General features: G+C 67.2%; 18 protein-coding genes and 2 pseudogenes. 14 read left to right on the forward strand and 6 right to left on the reverse strand.

Translation table 11 applies throughout. The annotated features are described in order from the left end of the window. Positions 1–68: 68 nt before the first annotated feature. Complete coding sequence (locus Rhe02_RS47625; RefSeq protein WP_203915206.1) at positions 69–812, reverse strand: hypothetical protein; 744 nt, start codon at positions 810–812, stop codon at positions 69–71. 45 nt (positions 813–857) lie between these two features. Here Rhe02_RS47625 and Rhe02_RS47630 point away from each other — a divergent pair, with 45 nt between their 5' ends. Continuing rightward, positions 858–1,031: a DUF2530 domain-containing protein gene (locus Rhe02_RS47630; RefSeq protein ID WP_203915222.1), complete on the forward strand. Its 174-nt coding sequence runs from the start codon at positions 858–860 to the stop codon at positions 1,029–1,031. Continuing rightward, the gene (locus Rhe02_RS47635) at positions 1,028–1,807 is read left to right on the forward strand and encodes a 1,4-dihydroxy-6-naphtoate synthase (protein ID WP_203915207.1); all 780 of its coding nucleotides are present in this window, start codon (positions 1,028–1,030) and stop codon (positions 1,805–1,807) included. Before Rhe02_RS47630 ends, Rhe02_RS47635 begins: the two co-directional genes overlap by 4 nt. Here Rhe02_RS47635 and Rhe02_RS50715 read toward each other — a convergent pair. Continuing rightward, a complete protein-coding gene (locus Rhe02_RS50715) occupies positions 1,804–2,202 on the reverse strand; it encodes a cold-shock protein (protein WP_203915208.1) in 399 nt (132 codons plus the stop codon). The genes Rhe02_RS47635 and Rhe02_RS50715 overlap by 4 nt on opposite strands. A gap of 197 nt (positions 2,203–2,399) precedes the next feature. Between Rhe02_RS50715 and Rhe02_RS51150 the strand changes: the two are divergent. The 5 genes and pseudogenes from Rhe02_RS51150 to Rhe02_RS47660 form a co-directional block, all read left to right on the forward strand. Then, positions 2,400–3,134 (forward strand): annotated as a pseudogene (locus Rhe02_RS51150) (carbohydrate binding domain-containing protein); the annotation flags it as partial. 196 nt (positions 3,135–3,330) lie between these two features. Then, positions 3,331–4,571 (forward strand): annotated as a pseudogene (locus Rhe02_RS47645) (glycoside hydrolase family 18 protein); the annotation flags it as partial. 58 nt (positions 4,572–4,629) lie between these two features. Further along, entirely contained in the window at positions 4,630–6,939 is a 2,310-nt protein-coding gene (locus Rhe02_RS47650; protein WP_203915210.1) for a helicase-associated domain-containing protein, read from the forward strand. 65 nt (positions 6,940–7,004) lie between these two features. Next, positions 7,005–7,184 carry a hypothetical protein gene (locus Rhe02_RS47655; protein ID WP_203915211.1) on the forward strand — a complete coding sequence of 60 codons (180 nt, stop codon included), beginning with the start codon at positions 7,005–7,007 and terminating at the stop codon, positions 7,182–7,184. 134 nt (positions 7,185–7,318) lie between these two features. After that, positions 7,319–8,962, forward strand: a complete 1,644-nt coding sequence (locus Rhe02_RS47660) for a DNA repair helicase XPB (RefSeq protein WP_203915212.1) — start codon at positions 7,319–7,321, stop codon at positions 8,960–8,962. Here Rhe02_RS47660 and ligD read toward each other — a convergent pair. From ligD to ku, 3 genes are all read right to left on the reverse strand, one after another. Continuing rightward, positions 8,951–9,748, reverse strand: coding sequence for a non-homologous end-joining DNA ligase (gene ligD / locus Rhe02_RS47665; RefSeq protein WP_203915213.1), 798 nt, complete (start codon positions 9,746–9,748; stop codon positions 8,951–8,953). The two genes, Rhe02_RS47660 and ligD, sit on opposite strands and share 12 nt — an antisense overlap. After that, the gene (locus Rhe02_RS47670; RefSeq protein WP_444544536.1) at positions 9,738–10,550 is read right to left on the reverse strand and encodes an ATP dependent DNA ligase; all 813 of its coding nucleotides are present in this window, start codon (positions 10,548–10,550) and stop codon (positions 9,738–9,740) included. The genes ligD and Rhe02_RS47670 overlap by 11 nt, the downstream gene beginning before the upstream one ends. Before the next feature lie 137 nt (positions 10,551–10,687). Then, on the reverse strand, positions 10,688–11,674 hold the full coding sequence (gene ku / locus Rhe02_RS47675) for a non-homologous end joining protein Ku (RefSeq protein WP_203915214.1): 987 nt from the start codon (positions 11,672–11,674) through the stop codon (positions 10,688–10,690). A 3-nt stretch (positions 11,675–11,677) separates the two neighbouring features. On the opposite strand from ku, the gene Rhe02_RS47680 reads away from it, so the two are divergent. Next, complete coding sequence (locus Rhe02_RS47680; RefSeq protein WP_239124541.1) at positions 11,678–12,196, forward strand: NUDIX domain-containing protein; 519 nt, start codon at positions 11,678–11,680, stop codon at positions 12,194–12,196. A gap of 10 nt (positions 12,197–12,206) precedes the next feature. Next, entirely contained in the window at positions 12,207–13,487 is a 1,281-nt protein-coding gene (locus Rhe02_RS47685; RefSeq protein WP_239124542.1) for an MFS transporter, read from the forward strand. On the opposite strand, the gene Rhe02_RS47690 is transcribed toward Rhe02_RS47685, so the two are convergent. Beyond that, positions 13,403–14,398 carry a hypothetical protein gene (locus tag Rhe02_RS47690; protein WP_203915216.1) on the reverse strand — a complete coding sequence of 332 codons (996 nt, stop codon included), beginning with the start codon at positions 14,396–14,398 and terminating at the stop codon, positions 13,403–13,405. The two genes, Rhe02_RS47685 and Rhe02_RS47690, sit on opposite strands and share 85 nt — an antisense overlap. A gap of 127 nt (positions 14,399–14,525) precedes the next feature. On the opposite strand from Rhe02_RS47690, the gene Rhe02_RS47695 reads away from it, so the two are divergent. From Rhe02_RS47695 to Rhe02_RS50720, 5 genes are all read left to right on the forward strand, one after another. Continuing rightward, positions 14,526–14,795, forward strand: coding sequence for a hypothetical protein (locus tag Rhe02_RS47695; RefSeq protein ID WP_203915217.1), 270 nt, complete (start codon positions 14,526–14,528; stop codon positions 14,793–14,795). Positions 14,796–14,814: 19 nt separating this feature from the next. Continuing rightward, positions 14,815–15,732: a threonine/serine dehydratase gene (locus Rhe02_RS47700; protein ID WP_203915218.1), complete on the forward strand. Its 918-nt coding sequence runs from the start codon at positions 14,815–14,817 to the stop codon at positions 15,730–15,732. Between the two features lie 99 nt (positions 15,733–15,831). Beyond that, positions 15,832–16,161 (forward strand): YbaB/EbfC family nucleoid-associated protein, encoded by a 330-nt coding sequence (locus Rhe02_RS47705; protein ID WP_203915219.1) that lies wholly within the window; start codon positions 15,832–15,834, stop codon positions 16,159–16,161. Further along, positions 16,158–16,424 (forward strand): type VII secretion target, encoded by a 267-nt coding sequence (locus Rhe02_RS47710; RefSeq protein WP_203915220.1) that lies wholly within the window; start codon positions 16,158–16,160, stop codon positions 16,422–16,424. Before Rhe02_RS47705 ends, Rhe02_RS47710 begins: the two co-directional genes overlap by 4 nt. Continuing rightward, positions 16,412–17,080: a hypothetical protein gene (locus tag Rhe02_RS50720; protein ID WP_203915221.1), complete on the forward strand. Its 669-nt coding sequence runs from the start codon at positions 16,412–16,414 to the stop codon at positions 17,078–17,080. Before Rhe02_RS47710 ends, Rhe02_RS50720 begins: the two co-directional genes overlap by 13 nt. Positions 17,081–17,586 lie beyond the last annotated feature (506 nt).

Below are 17,586 nucleotides of genomic sequence, written 5' to 3' on the forward strand. Positions count from 1 at the left end.
CGCCGCGCGGGAGCTTGCGGCGAGCGACCACAACGGAGCGGCGCAGATAGAGCGGCGTAGATGGATTGTTAAGCGGGGTCTTTGGGGGTGTCCAGGGAGGAGGGGCGGTAGACGGAATAGCCCTCGGAGGCTTGGGGTTTCTGCGGGCTCTGCGGGGAGCCGCCTTGGCGAGGTGGGCTGGGTTGGCGGGGTGGGCTGGGGGCGCGGGGCGGGCGCGGGGGGTTGGCGGGGATGCTCAGCGAGAGGAGGGCGGCGACGGCGAAGAGGATGGCGGCTGTCCAAAGTGGAACCGAGCGGGCGAAGACGCCGATGATCAGGGTGCCGGCGCCGGTGAAGACGCCGAGCAGAGAGCCGTAGGCGGTGGCCCGGCCCAGGACGGCGAGGGAAGCGCCGTTGCGGATCCAGACGGCCAGGAGGCTTGCCTGCTGGGCGATGGCGAGGGTGACGAGGTAAGGCAGGAAGGCTGGCCAGCGGATGGCGAGGATGGCGATCAGCCCCTCGGCGGCGATCAGCACGCCGATCATGAGGCGGCCAGAGCGCCAGATGGCCAAGCCGGTGAGCAAGGGGATTCCGGCGAGTGCCGCGGCCCAGATCAGGGTGCGGGTCGGGGGTGCCAGCAGCAATGCGGCGACCAGAGCGAGATGGGCGGCTACCGTAATGGCATGCAGGTCAAGCAAACGGGCAAGCTGTGGGCTGCCGGCCACGCCAAGAGCACGCTGCCGATAGGTTTGCTTGGCCAGCCAACGCAGGCCCGCCACGCAGCGGGTGACTATCGTTGCCAGCATGCGCCACAGCCTCGACACCAACGACATGGCTAGGATTCTGCCGTGTCGCAGCTAAAGCCGCTCGATCCGCCGATGGTTCCTTACGCCGTGGGCGGAATCATCGCGTTTGTCATCGCTGGGCTGGCGGTGTGGATCGCCGGCGGACCCGAGCGCTGGGTGCAGATTTGCGTGGCAGGAGTGCTGTGGGGCCTGGTCGGGCTCGCCGCGATGATCCGCCATGATCGCCATCGGCAGGCCCGTCAATGAAGATCGCTTTCTCGCCCTGCCCCAATGACACCTTTGTGTTTCACGCACTTGTGCACGGCCTGGTCGCGGGGGCGCCCGGGCTCGACGTGACCTTCGCCGACGTCGACGTGACGAACACCGCGGCGCTGGATGGGCACTTTGACATCGTCAAGGTGAGCTACGCGGCCCTGCCCTGGCTGCTTGATCAATACGAGCTGCTGCCATGTGGGGGCGCGCTGGGCCGCGGGTGCGGGCCGCTGGTGGTGGCGCGGCCCGGGGCGGTCGTGAAACGGGTGGCCGTGCCGGGGGACAGGACGACGGCCTATCTCCTGTTTCGCTTGTGGGCCAAGGAGAATTACGAGATCGAAGTGGTCCCCTTCCACGAGATCATGCCCGGGGTGGCGGCCGGGAAGTGGGACGCCGGTCTGGTCATCCACGAGGCGCGCTTCACCTATCAGAACTATGGGCTGGTGAGCCTGGCCGATCTGGGCGAGTGGTGGGAGCAGGACACCGGCCTGCCGATCCCGCTGGGCGCCATCCTGGCCAAACCGGAGATCGCCGCGCAGGCGACCGAGTGGATCAGGGAGTCGGTGCGGATGGCGTGGGCCGACCCCGACGCCAGCCGCGACTACGTGCAGCAGCACGCCCAGGAGATGGATTCAGACGTGCAGCGGCAACACATCGCGCTCTACGTCAACGAGTTCACCGACTCGCTGGGCGAGGCCGGATATGAAGCGGCCCGGACCCTATTGGCCCGGGCCGCACAAGCCGGAATCACGCCGGCCGTCAGGCTCTAGTACTCCATCTCGCGGGCGATCACGTGGAGTGCCTCCGCGATCTTGTGGGCGATCTTCTTGTCCGGGTAACGCCCCCGCTTGAGGTCGGGCAGAATCTTCGCCTCAAGCACTTTGATCATGTCTTCGATCAGCGTGTTGAGCTCATCGGCCGGACGGCGCTTGGACAGACGCTCGGCTTCCACCAGTGAGGGCGGAGCCTCAAGGACCTTCACCTGCAACGCCTGATCGCCTTTGCGGCCCGCCGCTATGCCGAACTCAACTTTCTGACCCGGTTTCAACTCGGCGACACCGGCTGGGAGGGCAGCCTTATGCACGAAGACGTCTTCTCCCTCGTCACGGGTGAGGAATCCGAATCCCTTCTCCGTGTCGTACCACTTCACACGACCCGTAGGCACTGCTGGAACACCTGCTTCTCTATAGAGCGACTGCGCGCCTATACAGGTTAGCGATCGAGGGTGAACGGCCCAACCTCAATCCCTGCTTAACCCACGCGTATCAATATTGACATCCAAAGATCATGAGACTAAAGTCACCTCTACTCTTAGGAAAGTTAACTAATTGCTAAGACCGCCTTCATGAGTGGAGCTGGTAGATGAAACGCATCCTTACGGTGCTGGCATTGATAGCAGCCAGCCTCGTCGTCGCTACACCCCAAGCTTCCGCTGCCGAGCTCGCCGTGAACGGCGGATTTGAAAGCGGAGCCATCTCCCCCTGGTCCTGCACCGGAAACCTTGGCACGGTCGTCACCACACCGGTCCACTCCGGAACGAGGGCGTTGCAAGCGGCAGCGTCCAGCTCGGACAACGCCAAGTGCACGCAGACCGTCAACGGTCTGGTCAGCGGCACCTCCTACACGCTTTCCGGCTGGCTGCGCGGCGCCTACACCTACCTCGGCATCGAGGGTGGCGCCTCCACCTGGACGCCCGGCGGCGCTAGCTACACCCAGCTGTCGGTCACCTTCACCCCCTCGGGCACCAGCGTGCAGATCTACACGCACGGCTGGTACGGCCAGGGCACCTATTTCGCCGACGACATCTCCTTGCAGGGCGCGGGCGGCGGAGGCGGCGACACCACGCCACCGTCCACTGTGTCCGGTCTGAGCAGCCCGAGCAAGACGAGCACCTCGGTCAGCCTGAGCTGGACCGCGGCCACGGACAACGTCGGCATCGCCGGGTACAACATCTACCGCAACGGCGCGACCACGCCCACCGCGACGACCAGCGGCACCGGCACCACCTACACCGACTCCGGCCTCGCCGCGAGCACGACCTACACCTACACCGTGAAGGCACGAGACGCCGCGGGCAACGTGAGCGCAGCCTTCAGCAACCAGATCTCGGTGACGACCAACGCGTCGGGCGGGGACACCACGCCGCCGTCGGTTCCGGGCAGCCTTCGGGTCACCGGCACCACCAACAACAGCATCGCGCTGGCGTGGAACGCCTCAACCGACAACGTTGGCGTCACCGGCTACAACCTGTACCGCGGCGGCGCCCTGGTCACCACGGTCACCGGCCTGACCTACAACGACACCGGCCGTAGCGCTTGCAGCAGCTACAGCTACACCGTTCGGGCCCGGGACGCGGCCGGCAACGTCTCCGGCGACAGCAACCAGGTCACCGGCTCCACCACCGGGTGTACCGGTGGCGGCAACAAGCTGATGGGCTACTTCGTGCAGTGGGGCGTGTACCAGCGCGCCTACCACGTGAAGAACATCCACACGAGCGGTTCGGCCTCGAAGCTGACCCACATCAACTACGCCTTCGGCAACGTGACCAACGGCCAGTGCGTGCTCGGCGACACCTACGCCGACTACGACCGGTTCTACAGCGCGGCCGAGAGTGTGGACGGCGTGGCCGACACCTGGGACGCCGGTGCCCTGCGCGGCAACTTCGGCCAGTTCCGGCGGCTGAAGCAGATGTACCCGAACATCAAGATCCTGTTCTCGTTCGGCGGCTGGACCTGGTCCGGCGGGTTCGGCCAGGCGGCCGCGAACGCCACCGCCTTCGCCAACTCCTGCTACAACCTGGTCGAGGACCCGCGCTGGGCGGACGTTTTCGACGGCATCGACATCGACTGGGAGTACCCGAACGCGTGTGGCCTGTCCTGTGACGCGAGCGGCTTCAACTCCTACCGGGTGCTGATGCAGGCGCTGCGCAACAGGTTCGGCGCGAACTACCTGGTGACCTCGGCGATCACGGCCGACGGAAGCACCGGCGGCAAGATGGACGCGGCCGACTACGGCGGCGCGGCCCAGTACGTCGACTGGTACAACGTCATGACGTACGACTTCTTCGGCGCCTTCGCCGCACAGGGCCCAACCGCCCCACACTCGCCGCTGAGCTGCTACGCGGGCATCCCGCAGGCGGGCTTCTGCACCGAGGCGGCCATCGCCAAGCTCAAGGGCAAGGGTGTTCCGGGTAGCAAGATCCTTCCTGGCATCGGCTTCTACGGCCGCGGCTGGTCCGGGGTCACCCAGAGCACGCCAGGCGGGTCGGCCACCGGCGCCGCACCCGGCACCTACGAGGCGGGCATCGAGGACTACAAGGTGATCAGCACCCGCTGCCCGGCCAACGGCACGGTCGGCGGCACCGCTTACGCCTTCTGCGGCAACCAGTGGTGGAGCTACGACACGCCGAGCACCATCGGTTCCAAGATCTCTTGGGCCAAGGGACAGGGACTCGGCGGGGCGTTCTTCTGGGAACTGACCGGTGATACCACCAGCGGCACCCTGATCACAGCAATGAAGAACGGTCTCGGCTAGTTAGTCATGTGCAAATGGCCCGGTCGCGCAGCGCGCGGCCGGGCTACTTTTATACGCGATGACCAACGACTTCGCCGACGCGATCCGGGCTCTGCCCGACGAAGAGTTGGGGGCGCTGCTGCAGCTGCGCCCCGATCTGCTCGTGCCGATGCCCGCCGACACCTATTCGGTGGCGGCCCGGGCGCAATCGAAGGTGTCGGTGGCCCGCGCGCTGGACGGCCTCGACCAGTTCACGCTCGAAGTGCTCGACGGGCTTCGGCTGCTGCCGACTCCGTCGCTGTCCGGGGTGCTCGCGCTGACCAACAATCATCCGGGGGTAAAGGAGGCGATCGCCCGGCTGCAGGCTCGTTTTCTCGTCCATGGCGACATCGAGGACCTGGACCTGGTACCGGCGATAGAAGAGGTTTGCTCGCCCTTCATCGCGGGTTTGGGCCACCCCGCGGAGCTGCTTGACGCACAGGTCGCGCAGTTGATGAGCGATCCGGCCAAGATGCGGCGCACGCTGCTGTCGGCCCCGCCGCAGGCACGCGCCGTGCTCGACCGGCTGGCCGAAGGCCCGCCCGTGGGCACCGCCAGCGCGACCACCGAGGCGGTGGCGTGGCTGGTCGAGAACCATCTGCTGGCCGAGGTCACCGAGGGCATGGTGGAGCTGCCCCGCGAGCTGGGCCTGTTGCTGCGGCGCGACAGCGGCCCGCTGGGTGAGCTGCATCCGAAGCCGCCGAAGGTCTCCGGGGTCGCGAAAGATCAGTCCAAGGTGGACAGCGCCGGCGCGGGCCAGGCGATGAGCGCGGTGCAACATGTCGAGGCGGTGCTCGAAGCGCTCGCCAACGAGCCGGCCCCACTGCTGCGCGGGGGCGGCATGGGCGTGCTGCCCTGGCGTCGGCTGGCGAAATCGGCCGGTCTGACCGAACAGGACACCGCGCTGTACCTCGAGACCGCCCACGCCGCCGGCTTGATCGGCGAGCTGGAGTCCTCCACCGACACCGTCTTCATCCCCGCCGCCGGTTACGACCAGTGGCGTGCCGCGCCCCTGGCACAGCGCTGGGCCAGGCTAGCCAACGCGTGGCTGGCCATGCATCGCCAGCCCGCGCTGGCCGGTAAGCGTGACGAGAAGGACAGGCCGATGACCGTCCTATCGCCACAGCTGGAAAGAGCGGCCGCCCCGGCGATGCGGCGGGAGATCCTGACCGAGCTGGCCCGCACGGCGACCGCTGAGACCGACGAGCTGATCGAGCTGGTGCGCTGGCGAGCCCCCCGGCGTATGCGCGGCCGCGAGCACATCTACCGCGACCTGTTGCGCGAGGCGGCCGTGCTCGGGGTGACCGGCCTGGACTCGATGACCGGCTATACCCGCGCGCTGCTGGCCTCGCTCTCCTCGGCGCAGGACGATCCGCTCGGGCTGCGCCCGGAAGCCGACCGCCCGCCCGAGCAGACCGCCGCCGTGCTCGCGCTCGCCGAGCTGTTGCCCGCGCCGGTGGATCACGTACTGGTGCAAGCCGATCTGACCGTGGTGGTGCCGGGCCCGGCCGAGCCCGCCCTGGCGGCCGAGCTGGATCTGGTGGCCGAGCACGAGTCAGGCGGCGGCGCGAGCGTCTACCGGGTCACCCCGGCCAGCGTGCGGCACGCGCTCGACACCGGGTTCACCGCGCTCGATCTGCACAACCTCTTCAAGCGCAGATCGACCACGGCCGTGCCGCAGGCCCTCACCTATCTCATCGATGACGTGGCGCGGACCCACGGCGGCCTGCGCTCCGGCGGCGCTGGGGCCTATCTGCGAAGCGACGACGAGGGCTTGATGGCCGAGGTGCTCGCCGATCGGTCCCTGGCCGACCTGCAGCTGCGACGGCTGGCCCCCACCGTGCTGATCACCCCGTTCACCCCCGGCCGCCTGCTCAGCTCGCTGCGTGAGGCCGGCTACGCGCCCGTACCCGAAGATTCGACGGGCGCGGCGATGCTCACCAAGCCCCGGGTCCGGCGGGCCGCCGCGCGAGGGGCGCTTCAGCCACAGCTGGACCTGAGCTTCAGCCCGGCGCGGGTGCTCGGCGCGGTCGAGGAGCTGCGGCGCGGCGACGCGCGGCTGCGGGTGGCCAGGCGCGCCCCGGCCGAAGTCCGGGCCGCCGCTGGGCACCCGATGTCTAGCCTGACCGCCGTGCAGGCCCACAGTCAGGCGCTGTCGATCCTGCAACAGGCGGTCAGGGACAAGGCCAAGGTGTGGGTGGGCTACGTCGACGCCCACGGCTCGGCCGCCTCCCGCCTGGTCCGGCCGGTCTCGATCGGCGCGGGCTATCTGCGTGCCGAGGACGAACGCACCCAGATGCTGCACACCTTCGCCCTGCATCGGATCACGGCGGCCGCCCCTGCCGAATGACGAACCCCAATCGCTCATTCCGGTAATAGGTGCGCTAGGCGGCGAGAGATGACAATCTGGATAACGTGACACGCAAGGTGCTCATGCTGATAAGTCTCGCCGTGATGGGCCTCGTGGCCTGGTTCTTCTTCGCCTGGCTGGGCCTGGATCGCAACGTGGTCGACGCTGCCGGAGAGTCGGTCGGCACCGGCCTCCTGCTGCTCCTACTCGCCTCGATCGGCGGAATGCTACTTAAGCGGGGCTGAGACCCAGCCCCGCCCACCCCCGTTACGTCTAAGACGTCGTCGACGGGGTGGACGGTTGGAAGTTTTGTTTAAGTTTCCGGCCGACGGTTTCCAGCTGGCAAACTGGAGTGTTACCGCCGATCGGAGACGTGAGCATGACCGCAGGACCCCTGATCGTTCAATCGGACAAAACGCTGCTCCTCGAAGTCGACCACCCTGACGCGACCGCCTGCCGTATGGCGATCGCGCCATTCGCTGAGCTGGAGCGTTCCCCCGAACACGTCCACACCTATCGGCTCACCCCGCTCGGGCTGTGGAATGCGAGAGCCGCCGGCCATGACGCGGAACAGGTCGTCGATGCGCTTCTTCGCTTTTCCCGGTACCCGGTACCGCACGCCCTGCTGGTGGACGTCGCCGACACGATGGACCGCTACGGGCGGCTCCAGCTGGTCAACGACCCCGCGCACGGCCTGGTCCTGCGCGGTCTGGACAGGGCCGTGCTGACCGAGGTCGCCCGATCGAAGAAACTCGCGGGCATGCTCGGCGCGAAGGTGGCCGACGAGCTGATCGCCGTACACCCCTCCGAGCGCGGAAGGCTCAAACAGGCCCTGCTGAAGCTGGGCTGGCCCGCGGAAGATCTAGCCGGTTACGTCGACGGGGAGGCGCACGCCATCTCGCTGCACCAGGACGGCTGGCAGCTGCGCTCGTACCAGCAGCAGGCGGTCGACAGCTTCTGGGCCGGCGGCTCGGGTGTCGTCGTGCTCCCCTGCGGGGCGGGCAAGACGCTCGTGGGCGCGGCGGCGATGGCGGAGGCGAGCGCGACCACGCTGATCCTGGTCACCAACACCGTGGCGGGCCGCCAGTGGAAGCGCGAGCTGCTGGCACGCACCTCGCTCACCGAGGAGGAAATAGGCGAATACTCCGGTGAGCGCAAAGAGATCCGGCCGGTCACCATCGCCACCTACCAGGTACTCACCACGCGCCGGGGCGGCGTCTTCCCGCACCTGTCGGTCTTCGACGCCCGCGACTGGGGGCTGATCATCTACGACGAGGTGCACCTGCTGCCCGCGCCCATGTTCCGCTTCACGGCCGACCTGCAGGCACGCCGCCGGCTGGGCCTGACCGCCACCCTGGTGCGCGAGGACGGCAAGGAGGGTGACGTGTTCAGCCTCATCGGCCCCAAGCGGTTCGACGCGCCCTGGCGCGACATCGAAGACCAGGGCTGGATAGCTCCGGCTGACTGCACCGAGGTGCGAGTGACCTTGACCGACGAGGAGCGGATGTCGTACGCGGTCGCCGAACCGGAAGAGCGCTACCGGGTCGCGGCCACCGCCCACACCAAACTGCCGGTTGTCGAGGCCATCCTGGCCCGCCACAGTGGCGACCAGGTGCTGGTGATCGGGGCGTATCTGGACCAGCTGCACGAGCTGAGCGACCATCTCGACGTGCCGATGATCCATGGCGGCACCACCAACAAGGAGCGGGAAAGGCTCTTCGACGCCTTCCGGGACGGGAGCATCCGCACCCTCGTCCTGTCGAAGGTGGGCAACTTCTCCATCGACCTGCCCGAGGCGACCGTCGCCGTCCAGGTGTCGGGGACCTTCGGGTCGCGCCAGGAGGAGGCTCAGCGGCTGGGAAGAGTGCTGCGGCCCAAGGCGGACGGGCGTCAGGCCCACTTCTACACGGTGGTGTCGCGCGACACCATCGACACCGAGTACGCCGCGCACCGCCAGCGCTTCCTCGCCGAACAGGGCTACGCCTACACCATCATCGACGCAGATGATGTTTTACGTAAGTAAGCCCGAATGTAGGTCGCCCAGCTTGGCTAGGCGCTCGGGCACGGTGTGCAGGTTGAGGTCGGCGGCGGTGAAGTCGCCGGCTTCCACTTCGTCCCAGGTCAGCGGCGCTGACACGGTCGGGGCGAAGCCGGCCCGCAGCGAGTAGACACAGATGGTGGTCTTGTAGCCGCTGTTCTGGCTCCAGTCGATGAAAACCTTGCCGTGCCTGAGTTTCTTGTCCATCTGATCGGTGATCATCTTTGGCGCCGCCTTGGCGAACTCCGCCGCGATCGCCCTCGGGTCCACCGGCGCCAGGCAGGTCACCTGCATGCCCTTCTTGCCCGAGGTCTTCGGGAAGGACTTCAGCCCGTCGGCCGCGAGCCTGTCTCGCAACGCGATCGCCACCGCGCGGCACTCGTCCAGGCCGGCGGGCTCGCCGGGATCGAGGTCGAAGACCACCCGATCGGGCTCGTAGCCCACCTTCCACTGTGGAGTGTGCAGCTCCAGCGCGGCGAGGTTGGCCAGCCACACCAGGGTCGGCAGGTTCTGGCACATGACCAGCCCCTCCGGGCTGACCTTCACCCATTTCGGGGTCCCTTGCGGCACCTGCTTTTCGAAGAAGCCGGGCTCGTCGGCGCCGTCGGGGAAGCGCAACCGGGTCACCTGGCGATCGATCAGATGCGGCAGGATCACCGGGGCCAGCTGCGTGTAGTAGTCGATGATTTCGGCCTTGGTGGTGCCGTCCGGATACAGCTGCTTGTCCAGATTGGACAGCACCAGCGTCTGATCCTCGACCTTAACCCTCATCGTCTACACAGTCCGTGGGCAGCTTGTCGGGGCGAAGCCTGAGGAAGACCGGGAAACGCAGCCTCCGGTCCGGAGTGATCTCGGCATACCTCACCTCCACCACGAGCAATGGCTCGACATAGTTTCCCCGCTCAGCCGCATTGGCAAACGGGCTTTGCGGCCTGGCGAGCTCCTCCAACACGGGCAACAACGCCGCCTCGGTGCTGCCGGTGATGCCACCGCCCACCTTGCCGCGATATTCCAAGCCGCGCTCGGTGTAGCTGCCGACCAGCAGCGAACCGAGCTTACGCTGACCCGACCACCACCCGCCGACCACAAAGTCGCCCGTGTGAACGAACTTTTCCTTGATCCAGTCTGGGGAGCGGACGCCGGGCTGGTAACGCGAATCCAGCCGCTTCGCCACCACCCCTTCCAGCCCAAGCTCTTTGGCGGCGGCCACGGTCGCGTCCTTGTCGCTGAACCGTGGCGAGACCGTCAGGTCGAACTCCTCCAGCAGCTCTCTGCGCTTGGAGTAGGGCAGATCTGGTACCACTAAATCGAAGGCTATAAAGGACGGCAGGGTGGCGTTCTGCATGGCGTGGAAGGTGGGCATGCCGCGCTTGTCGAAGGCCACCAGCTCACCGTCGACGGGCACGCCGAAGTCCGGCAGCGGCGGGCCGGTCATCTGCAGCCCGGAGCGGCCGTGATAGCGGCCCTGCGAGTGGATGGCACGGAATCCGTCCCACTTCACCTCGTAGGCCCACTCAGGCCCGTCGGGCAGCTTGCCCGACACGGCCATCATCGGCTTGAGCGGCGTGGTCACCTAGCCCAAGCCGCCATCTTCATCGTCACGCAGCCTTCTTAGCAGCCTTCATCGCCGTCGTCTTGCCTTGCCCGCTCCGCCTTCCCCGTCGTCATGCAGCCGTTTCCGGCCGCCCTTGCCCGCTCCACGCTTCGCCGTCAGGCAGCCTTCTTGGCTGCTTTCTTTGCCGTGGTCTTCTTGGCCGGTTCGGCTTTCTTGGCCGCCGCCTTCTTGGCGGGCTCAGCTTTCGCGGCCGTCTTCTTAGCGGCCGCCTTCTTGGCCGGTTCGGCCTTGGTCGCCGTCTTGGCCGCCGTTGCGGTGGCCTTCTTCGTGATCGGGGTGACAGAGGCCGGCTCGCCGTCCTTGCGGGCGGCACGAGCGCGTTCCACCGAAGCGCGCAGCGCGGCCATGAGGTCGATAGTGGGTGCTATCGGCTCCTCGGTGGTCGGCTGCACCACCGTGTCCTGCTTACCGATCTTGACGTCGATGACCTGCTGCAGCGCCTCGCGGTAGGTGTCGGTGAACTCCTCCGGGTTGAATTCGCCCGCCATCGAGTCGAGGAGCGACTCGGCCATCTTCAGCTCCTGCGGCCGCAGGGTCACATCGCCGTCGAGGAACTCGAAGTCCGGCTTGCGCACCTCATCGGGCCACAGCATGGTGTTGAGGACGAGCACGCCATCGGTCACGCGGATGGTGGCCAAGGCTTCGCGCTGCCTCAGCGCCACCTTGACCACGGCCACCCGGTCGACCCGGGTGAGCGAATCCCGCAGCAGGAGGTAGGGCTTGACTCCCGCCGCGCCATCGGGTTCCAGGTAGTAAGCCTTGTTGTAGAGGATGGGATCGATCTGTTCGGAGGGGACGAACTCGAGCACCTCGATAGCGCGCGAGCTGGTCAGGGGGAGGTTCTTGAAGTCAGCGTCGGTGAGCACGACGATCTCGCCGCCACCCACGTCGAAACCCTTCGCGATCTCGTCGAAGGTGACCTGCTCACTGCAGATCGAGCAGACCCGCTGGTACTTGATACGCCCGCCATCGGCCCGGTGGACCTGATGAAAGCGGATGTCTTTCTCTTCGGTCGCCGAATAAAGCTTGACTGATATGGATACCAGCCCGAAAGACACGGCTCCCTTCCAGATTGCTCTCATGACATGAAAGCTACTGTCGAACTCATGGGAGCGGTTGAAGATTGGCAGAACTCTTATCACGGCCGGCTGCGCGCTGCGATGGGAGACGCGGTTTTGTTCCTCGTGGCCGCGCGCGGGATCATCCGTGACGAGCAAGGTCGCTTTCTGCTCATCAAGCGCTCTGACAACGGAGTCTGGGCATTTCCAGCTGGGGCGATGGAGATCGGCGAGTCTCTACCGGAATGCGCAATCCGGGAGACCTTCGAAGAAACCGGGATTAAAGCGGCCAAGGCCACCCTTATTGCCTTCCTCACCGGGCCCCAGTACACCTTCACAAATGTGTTTGGGGACACATACCAGCACCTGTCCGGGTCCTACCTTTTGGAAGATGTCACCGGCGAGCTGAACCCAGATCCCGAAGAGGCCACGGATGCGGGCTGGTTCTCCCCGGCCGAGTTCCCCGAGCCGATCTCCCGGATTGTCCATTGGTCGCTGGAACATCTGGCCGAATATGAGGCGACGGGCCGTCCCTACTTCGAATAACCTGCCTGCCGTGAAGAAGCTGGCCCTTGACCTGTCCCCGCTGCGCATACGCGACTTTCGGTTGCTTTACGCGGGCGCCTCAATCTCCGGCTTCGGCTCAATGTTCACGATGGTGGCCATCCCGTACAACGTCGCCATCCTGACCAACGACCCGCTCATGGTGGGCCTGCTGGGCGTGTGCGAGCTGATTCCCCTGCTGTTCATGAGCTTCGTCGGGGGAGCGCTCGCCGATTACGTCGACCGGCGCAAGCTCATCATCTGGTCCGAGCTGGCCGCCGCGGTGCTGATCGGGCTGCTCCTGCTCAATTCAGTGCTGGGCGAGCAGCAGCTGTGGCTCCTGTTCGCGATCGCGGCCGTGTCGGCGACCATCACCGGTGTCCATCGCCCGGCCATGGACTCGATCATGCCGCGGCTGGCCCCGCCGGAGATGATGCCCGCGGTCGGCGCGCTCAACTCGCTTCGCTGGCAGGTCGGCCTGATCGGCGCGCCCATCCTGGCCGGGCTGCTGCTGGCCGGGCCCGGCCTGCCCTGGGTCTACGGCATAGACCTGCTCACCTTCGTGGTCGCGCTGGCCTGCCTGGTGCGGTTGGGGGCGGTGCCCCCGCCGGAGAAAGCCGACCGCCCTTCGCTTCGCTCCGTTGTGGACGGTCTGCGCTACGCCAGGAGCCGCAAGGAACTTCTCGCCACCTATGTCGTCGACATCAACGCGATGCTGTTCGCCTTTCCGATGGCCCTGTTCCCGTTCCTCGCCAAAGACCTCGGTGGCGAGGCGGTGCTCGGGCTCTTCTACGCCGCGTTCGCCATCGGTGCGCTGCTGGTCACCCTGACCTCGGGCTGGACTTCGCGCGTGCACCGGCACGGCCTGGCCGTCACCATCGCCGCATTGGCATGGGGCGGCGGCATCGTCATCCTCGGCCTGGCCGACTCGCTCTGGCTGGCCCTGCTCGGCCTGGTCATCGCGGGCGGCGCCGACATGATCTCAGGCCTGTTCAGAGGTGTTATCTGGAATCAAACCATCCCGAACCACCTCCGCGGCCGGCTCGCCGGGATCGAGATGCTCTCGTACATGACCGGTCCCATGCTGGGCAACACCCGCGCCGGGCTCACCGCACGCTGGTGGGGTGTGGGCGGCTCGGTCGTCTGGGGCGGAGTCGTCTGCATGGTTGGCATCGTCGCCATGGTGGCGCTGCTGCCCGAGTTCCTCCGCTACGACGGCAGGGAAGGCATCGCCCACAAGGAAGCCGAGGAGGCCGCCCGCGCCGAGGCGATAGCGGTCGGCGCGATCACGTAGGCATCGCGCCCCACATCGATGTGCCCACGCACGCCCCACGAGTGGCTGGCGTGACCCAGATCGAGGTTGCCGGGGTCGAGGACATCGCGCATCACCAGCTGCGATTCATCGACTCCGGTGTCGAGCAGCATCCGGCGCATCACCTCGCGGTTGTCCGCCTCCCACACGTCGGCCGGATCGATGGGGTCGCTTGGCAACCAGAGCGGCCTGGTCTTGTTGCGCAGCAATCCTTTGGCGAACCAGCCCGGGAAGCGGTCGTCCGGCCGGCTGCCCGGCTCATCGGCGAAGTGCTGCGGAAAGTTAGGCCCGGTGATGCCGGAGATGAGGCGCAGCCGCACGTCCTCCAGACGCCCGCCGTAGTGACCCAACGCGTGCTGCAGAAAATGACGGGCCGCCGGAAGCGACATGTTGAGCCGGGTCAGATGCATGAAGCCGAAGACTCCCGGAAACTCGACGGCGACGAAGCCGCAGTCGGCCATGTGGGTGGCGATCGCGATGCCGTCACTGTGGCGCGCGAAGAAGGCCGCATAGTCACGGTCTGCTTCCCGGAAACCGCCCGCCCTTTCCGATGCGTAGCACCGGTCGTAGAAGCCGACGCGGTCGCTTCTGGTTCCCACCACCAACATCTGCCGTGGTTGCAGCGCGAGCTCGTCGAGGACGGCTCGCATGTTGCGGTTGGAGCAGTCCTTCGCCTCGTTGGGATAGTCCTGCGGCGCCTGACATCCGTGCCGGGCACAGTCCTTCGTCCCCATCGCCCGCGCACACGTGCCCCGCGACACCGAGCCCGCAAGCCTTTCGCTTGACGCCCCCGCGCCCGGCATGCGCATCCGGCTCACCGCCACCGTGGTTGCTTCACCCACCTCGAAGCGCTGGATCAGGGAGGGCTTTCGGGCGAGAACGAGCTGCGTCATTAGCCCATTCTCGACCGATTTACTTCGTTATAAGCCGCTTTCTTGGTACTGGCCACAGCGAGCCCAACCGTTAGGATTACTCTCTACGAAGCCTTGTATTCGAACGTGTGTTCGATAGGGTTAGCACATGGTTCTGCGACTGGATTCCAACCCTAGAAACAAAGCGCTCGCCGGGGAGCTTGTCGAGTGCTGGTGGAACGGTAGGTTTGGGCTCGACCATCGGCACGACCTGTGGTTGAAGCGATTCGGCATCACCTGGTGCGTCGAGTCGCGGCACGGCGGGTCCGGCGGTCAACGCCAGCGTGACTACTACTCCGACGAAATGAGCGCCCGGGCCCACCTGGCGGCGCTCAAGACCGAGCACGGCGACTCCTGGAAGTGGGTGCCGTTCGGCTAACCACCACAGAGGAGCACCGATGATCACCGACGCCGACGTGCGCCTGGCCGCTGCCCGCATCGCCGGGAAGGTAAGGCGCACACCGGTGTTCTTCGCGGGCCCGGCCTGGTTCAAGTGTGAGTTCATGCAACACACGGGCAGCTTCAAGGCCCGGGGCGCGCTCAACCGCATCCTCGCCGCCCAGGAGTCAGGCGAGCTGGACCCCGCCGCGGGCATAGTCATCGCGTCCGGCGGCAACGCCGGCCTCGCCAACGCCTACGCCGCAACCCAGATCGGTGTTCCCGCAACGGTTTTCGTGCCCGAGACCGCCCCCGCCTTCAAGGTGGCCAAGCTGCGCGCCATGGGTGCGCAAGTGCTGCAACGCGGAAGCGAATACGCGGAAGCCTTCCTCGCCGCGACCGAGCACGCCGCCGCGACCGGCGCCATCCTCAGCCACGCCTACGATCAGGCGGAAATTGTGGCCGGCGCGGGCACTGTCGCCACCGAGCTGCTCGACCAGCGCGACGGCGCCGTCGACACCGTGATCGTCGCGGTCGGCGGTGGCGGCCTCATGGCCGGCGTCGCGGCGGCGGTCGCCGGGATGGCAAGGGTCATCGCCGTCGAGCCCGACTCCATCCCCACCCTGCACACCGCGCTCGCCAAGGGCGGCCCGGTCGACATCGCCGTCTCCGGCGTGGCCGCCGACTCGCTCGGCGCCCGCCGGCTCGGCGACATCGCCTATCAGGTGGCCACAAATACCGGTGTGCAAAGCGTTCTCGTCTCCGATGACGACCTCGTCCGGGCCCGCCGCGACCTATGGGAGGGCTGGCGGATCGTCGCCGAACACGGTGCGGCCGCCCCGCTCGCCGCGCTGACCGCCCAGGCCTACAAGCCCGAGCCCGGGGAGCGGGTGGCGCTCATCATCTGCGGCGCCAACACCGATCCCAGCGATCTCTAGGCTGGTTTTCCACAGGTTTATCCACAGGCCTTATGTTGGTGTGTTCTGTGCCGGTACTGTGCGGCGATAGTTACTGATGCCTATGGAAGGCCACGCGATATGCCTCGTGAGATCGACGACGCCTGGATTGAGGAGGCGATATCAGCCTATCGCCGCATCGAGGAGAAACAGGTTTCGTTCACTCAGGCACTGTCGCGTTTGGAGGTGGCCGTGCGATCTCCCGACGAGTCCGTGGAAGTGATTGTGGGCGCCGACGGCGCGGTCCGGCGCGTGACCGTCCTCGGCTCGCTGCAGGCGATGTCCAATGCGGAGCTGTCCCGCTCCATCCAGCAGGCGACGTCCGCCGCACACGAAGCGGCCGAGTGGGCTCGGCGCAAGCTCTACGACGAGACCTTCGGCGATTACGACAGCTTGAGGAGTGCCATATGAGACTGGACGAGCTGGCCAGACGCCTGGAGATCGCCGCAGACGGCTTGGCGCACATGCGGTCCGAGCTGGCCAGCGAGGATCCGCTCAAGCCTCCCGGCCGCGGCCCCGCTCAGGAGCTGATCACGATGGTCAACTCCGCCTGGGCGCAACGCCAAACCAACCTGGCCTCGCTGACCTCCGAGGTCACCGAGCTCGCCGACGGTGTGCGCCTCGCCGCCGAGCGCTACGCCGCCACCGACGGGAGCCACCAATGGATGCCTTGAGCCGTCTTCATCCCGCCGCCTGCGGCCTGCTGACCCTGGTCGACAACACCCTCGCCCGCACCGGCTGCCGTGACGACCACCCGATCTGGCCCCTGCTGCGCGAGGGCGGAAGGCTACCCGGCGATGCCCTCACCTGTGCCGCCGGCTGGCTCCCCGACGAGCTCCACACCCGAGCCGACCTGCTTGCCCAGCAACGGGAGTCCGAGGCCGACGTGGCCACAGCGCTCACCGAATCCGCGGGCTGGGAAGGCGAAGCCTCCGCCGCGTTCCACGCCCGCCTCGCGTCCGCCCGCCACGACCTCACCCGCCTGGACGAAACCGGCCGTCTCATGCACGACTGGTTCACCGACCTGGCGTCCTACCTCGACCAGGCACGGCTCCGCCTCGCCCACATCCTCAGCCGCGCCCTAAAAAGCTCCGAGGCAGTCACCCTCAAAGTGGGTCCCGCCCTAGTCGGCGTCACCCCCTCAGCCCAAGCCGAAGCAGCCGCCACCATCGGCGCCACCGTCCTGGCCGAGGTCAACTACTTCTGGCAAGGCAGCCTCACCCTCTCCCGCCACTGGTCCACCCGCATCGACGCCGCCGCCTCAGCCACCCTCGCCCACGCCAGCTCCCCTTCCGCACCCTCACCCACCACCCTCCGCGCCGACCTCTAGCCCAGCGCGCCACCCGCCCCCTCCGCGCGCCGCCGCCCAACCCGCTCTCCACAGCCCGCGGCCCACCCCGCTTCCGCCGCCCGCGGCCCTCGCCCCGCTCGCCGCCCGCGGCCCCCACCACGCTTCCGCTGCCCGCGCCCCCCGCTTCCGCTCGCGGCCCCACCCCCGCTTCCGCTGCCCCGCCCCACTTTCCGCCGCCCGCCGCCTCAGCAGCCGCGTATTCAATCCGCACGCCCCAGGCGCGCGCCCACACCCAACGTGGTCACTGCTGACCCGGCCGCCTTCTTCACTTCCTTGCCAATTCCGTTGCACCGCAACGTTGTGGTTGCCCGCCGCAGCTCCCGCGCTTCGGCTTCTTGCGCCGCTCGGCTTCTCGGCTGGCGCCGCTCGGCTACTCGCCTCCGCGTGACGCGGCTGGGGAGCGCCTGCTGTGCGGGTGCTCCCGCTGGGCTTGCCGCAGCCGCAGGGCGGCTGGTGCCGGGCTGGTGGGCACTGCTTTCGCGGCA

This window comes from Rhizocola hellebori, assembly GCF_016862955.1.
Lineage (GTDB): Bacteria > Actinomycetota > Actinomycetes > Mycobacteriales > Micromonosporaceae > Rhizocola > Rhizocola hellebori.

Coding starts and splice junctions, on each gene's coding strand:
- Rhe02_RS47625 (WP_203915206.1), bottom strand. CDS start 812: ATGTCGTTGGTGTCGAGGCTGTGGCGCATGCTGGCAACGATAGTCACC.
- Rhe02_RS47630 (WP_203915222.1), top strand. CDS start 858: ATGGTTCCTTACGCCGTGGGCGGAATCATCGCGTTTGTCATCGCTGGG.
- Rhe02_RS47635 (WP_203915207.1), top strand. CDS start 1,028: ATGAAGATCGCTTTCTCGCCCTGCCCCAATGACACCTTTGTGTTTCAC.
- Rhe02_RS47650 (WP_203915210.1), top strand. CDS start 4,630: ATGACCAACGACTTCGCCGACGCGATCCGGGCTCTGCCCGACGAAGAG.
- Rhe02_RS47660 (WP_203915212.1), top strand. CDS start 7,319: ATGACCGCAGGACCCCTGATCGTTCAATCGGACAAAACGCTGCTCCTC.
- ligD (WP_203915213.1), bottom strand. CDS start 9,748: ATGAGGGTTAAGGTCGAGGATCAGACGCTGGTGCTGTCCAATCTGGAC.
- ku (WP_203915214.1), bottom strand. CDS start 11,674: ATGAGAGCAATCTGGAAGGGAGCCGTGTCTTTCGGGCTGGTATCCATA.
- Rhe02_RS47680 (WP_239124541.1), top strand. CDS start 11,678: ATGAAAGCTACTGTCGAACTCATGGGAGCGGTTGAAGATTGGCAGAAC.
- Rhe02_RS47690 (WP_203915216.1), bottom strand. CDS start 14,398: ATGACGCAGCTCGTTCTCGCCCGAAAGCCCTCCCTGATCCAGCGCTTC.
- Rhe02_RS47695 (WP_203915217.1), top strand. CDS start 14,526: ATGGTTCTGCGACTGGATTCCAACCCTAGAAACAAAGCGCTCGCCGGG.
- Rhe02_RS47700 (WP_203915218.1), top strand. CDS start 14,815: ATGATCACCGACGCCGACGTGCGCCTGGCCGCTGCCCGCATCGCCGGG.
- Rhe02_RS47705 (WP_203915219.1), top strand. CDS start 15,832: ATGCCTCGTGAGATCGACGACGCCTGGATTGAGGAGGCGATATCAGCC.
- Rhe02_RS47710 (WP_203915220.1), top strand. CDS start 16,158: ATGAGACTGGACGAGCTGGCCAGACGCCTGGAGATCGCCGCAGACGGC.
- Rhe02_RS50720 (WP_203915221.1), top strand. CDS start 16,412: ATGGATGCCTTGAGCCGTCTTCATCCCGCCGCCTGCGGCCTGCTGACC.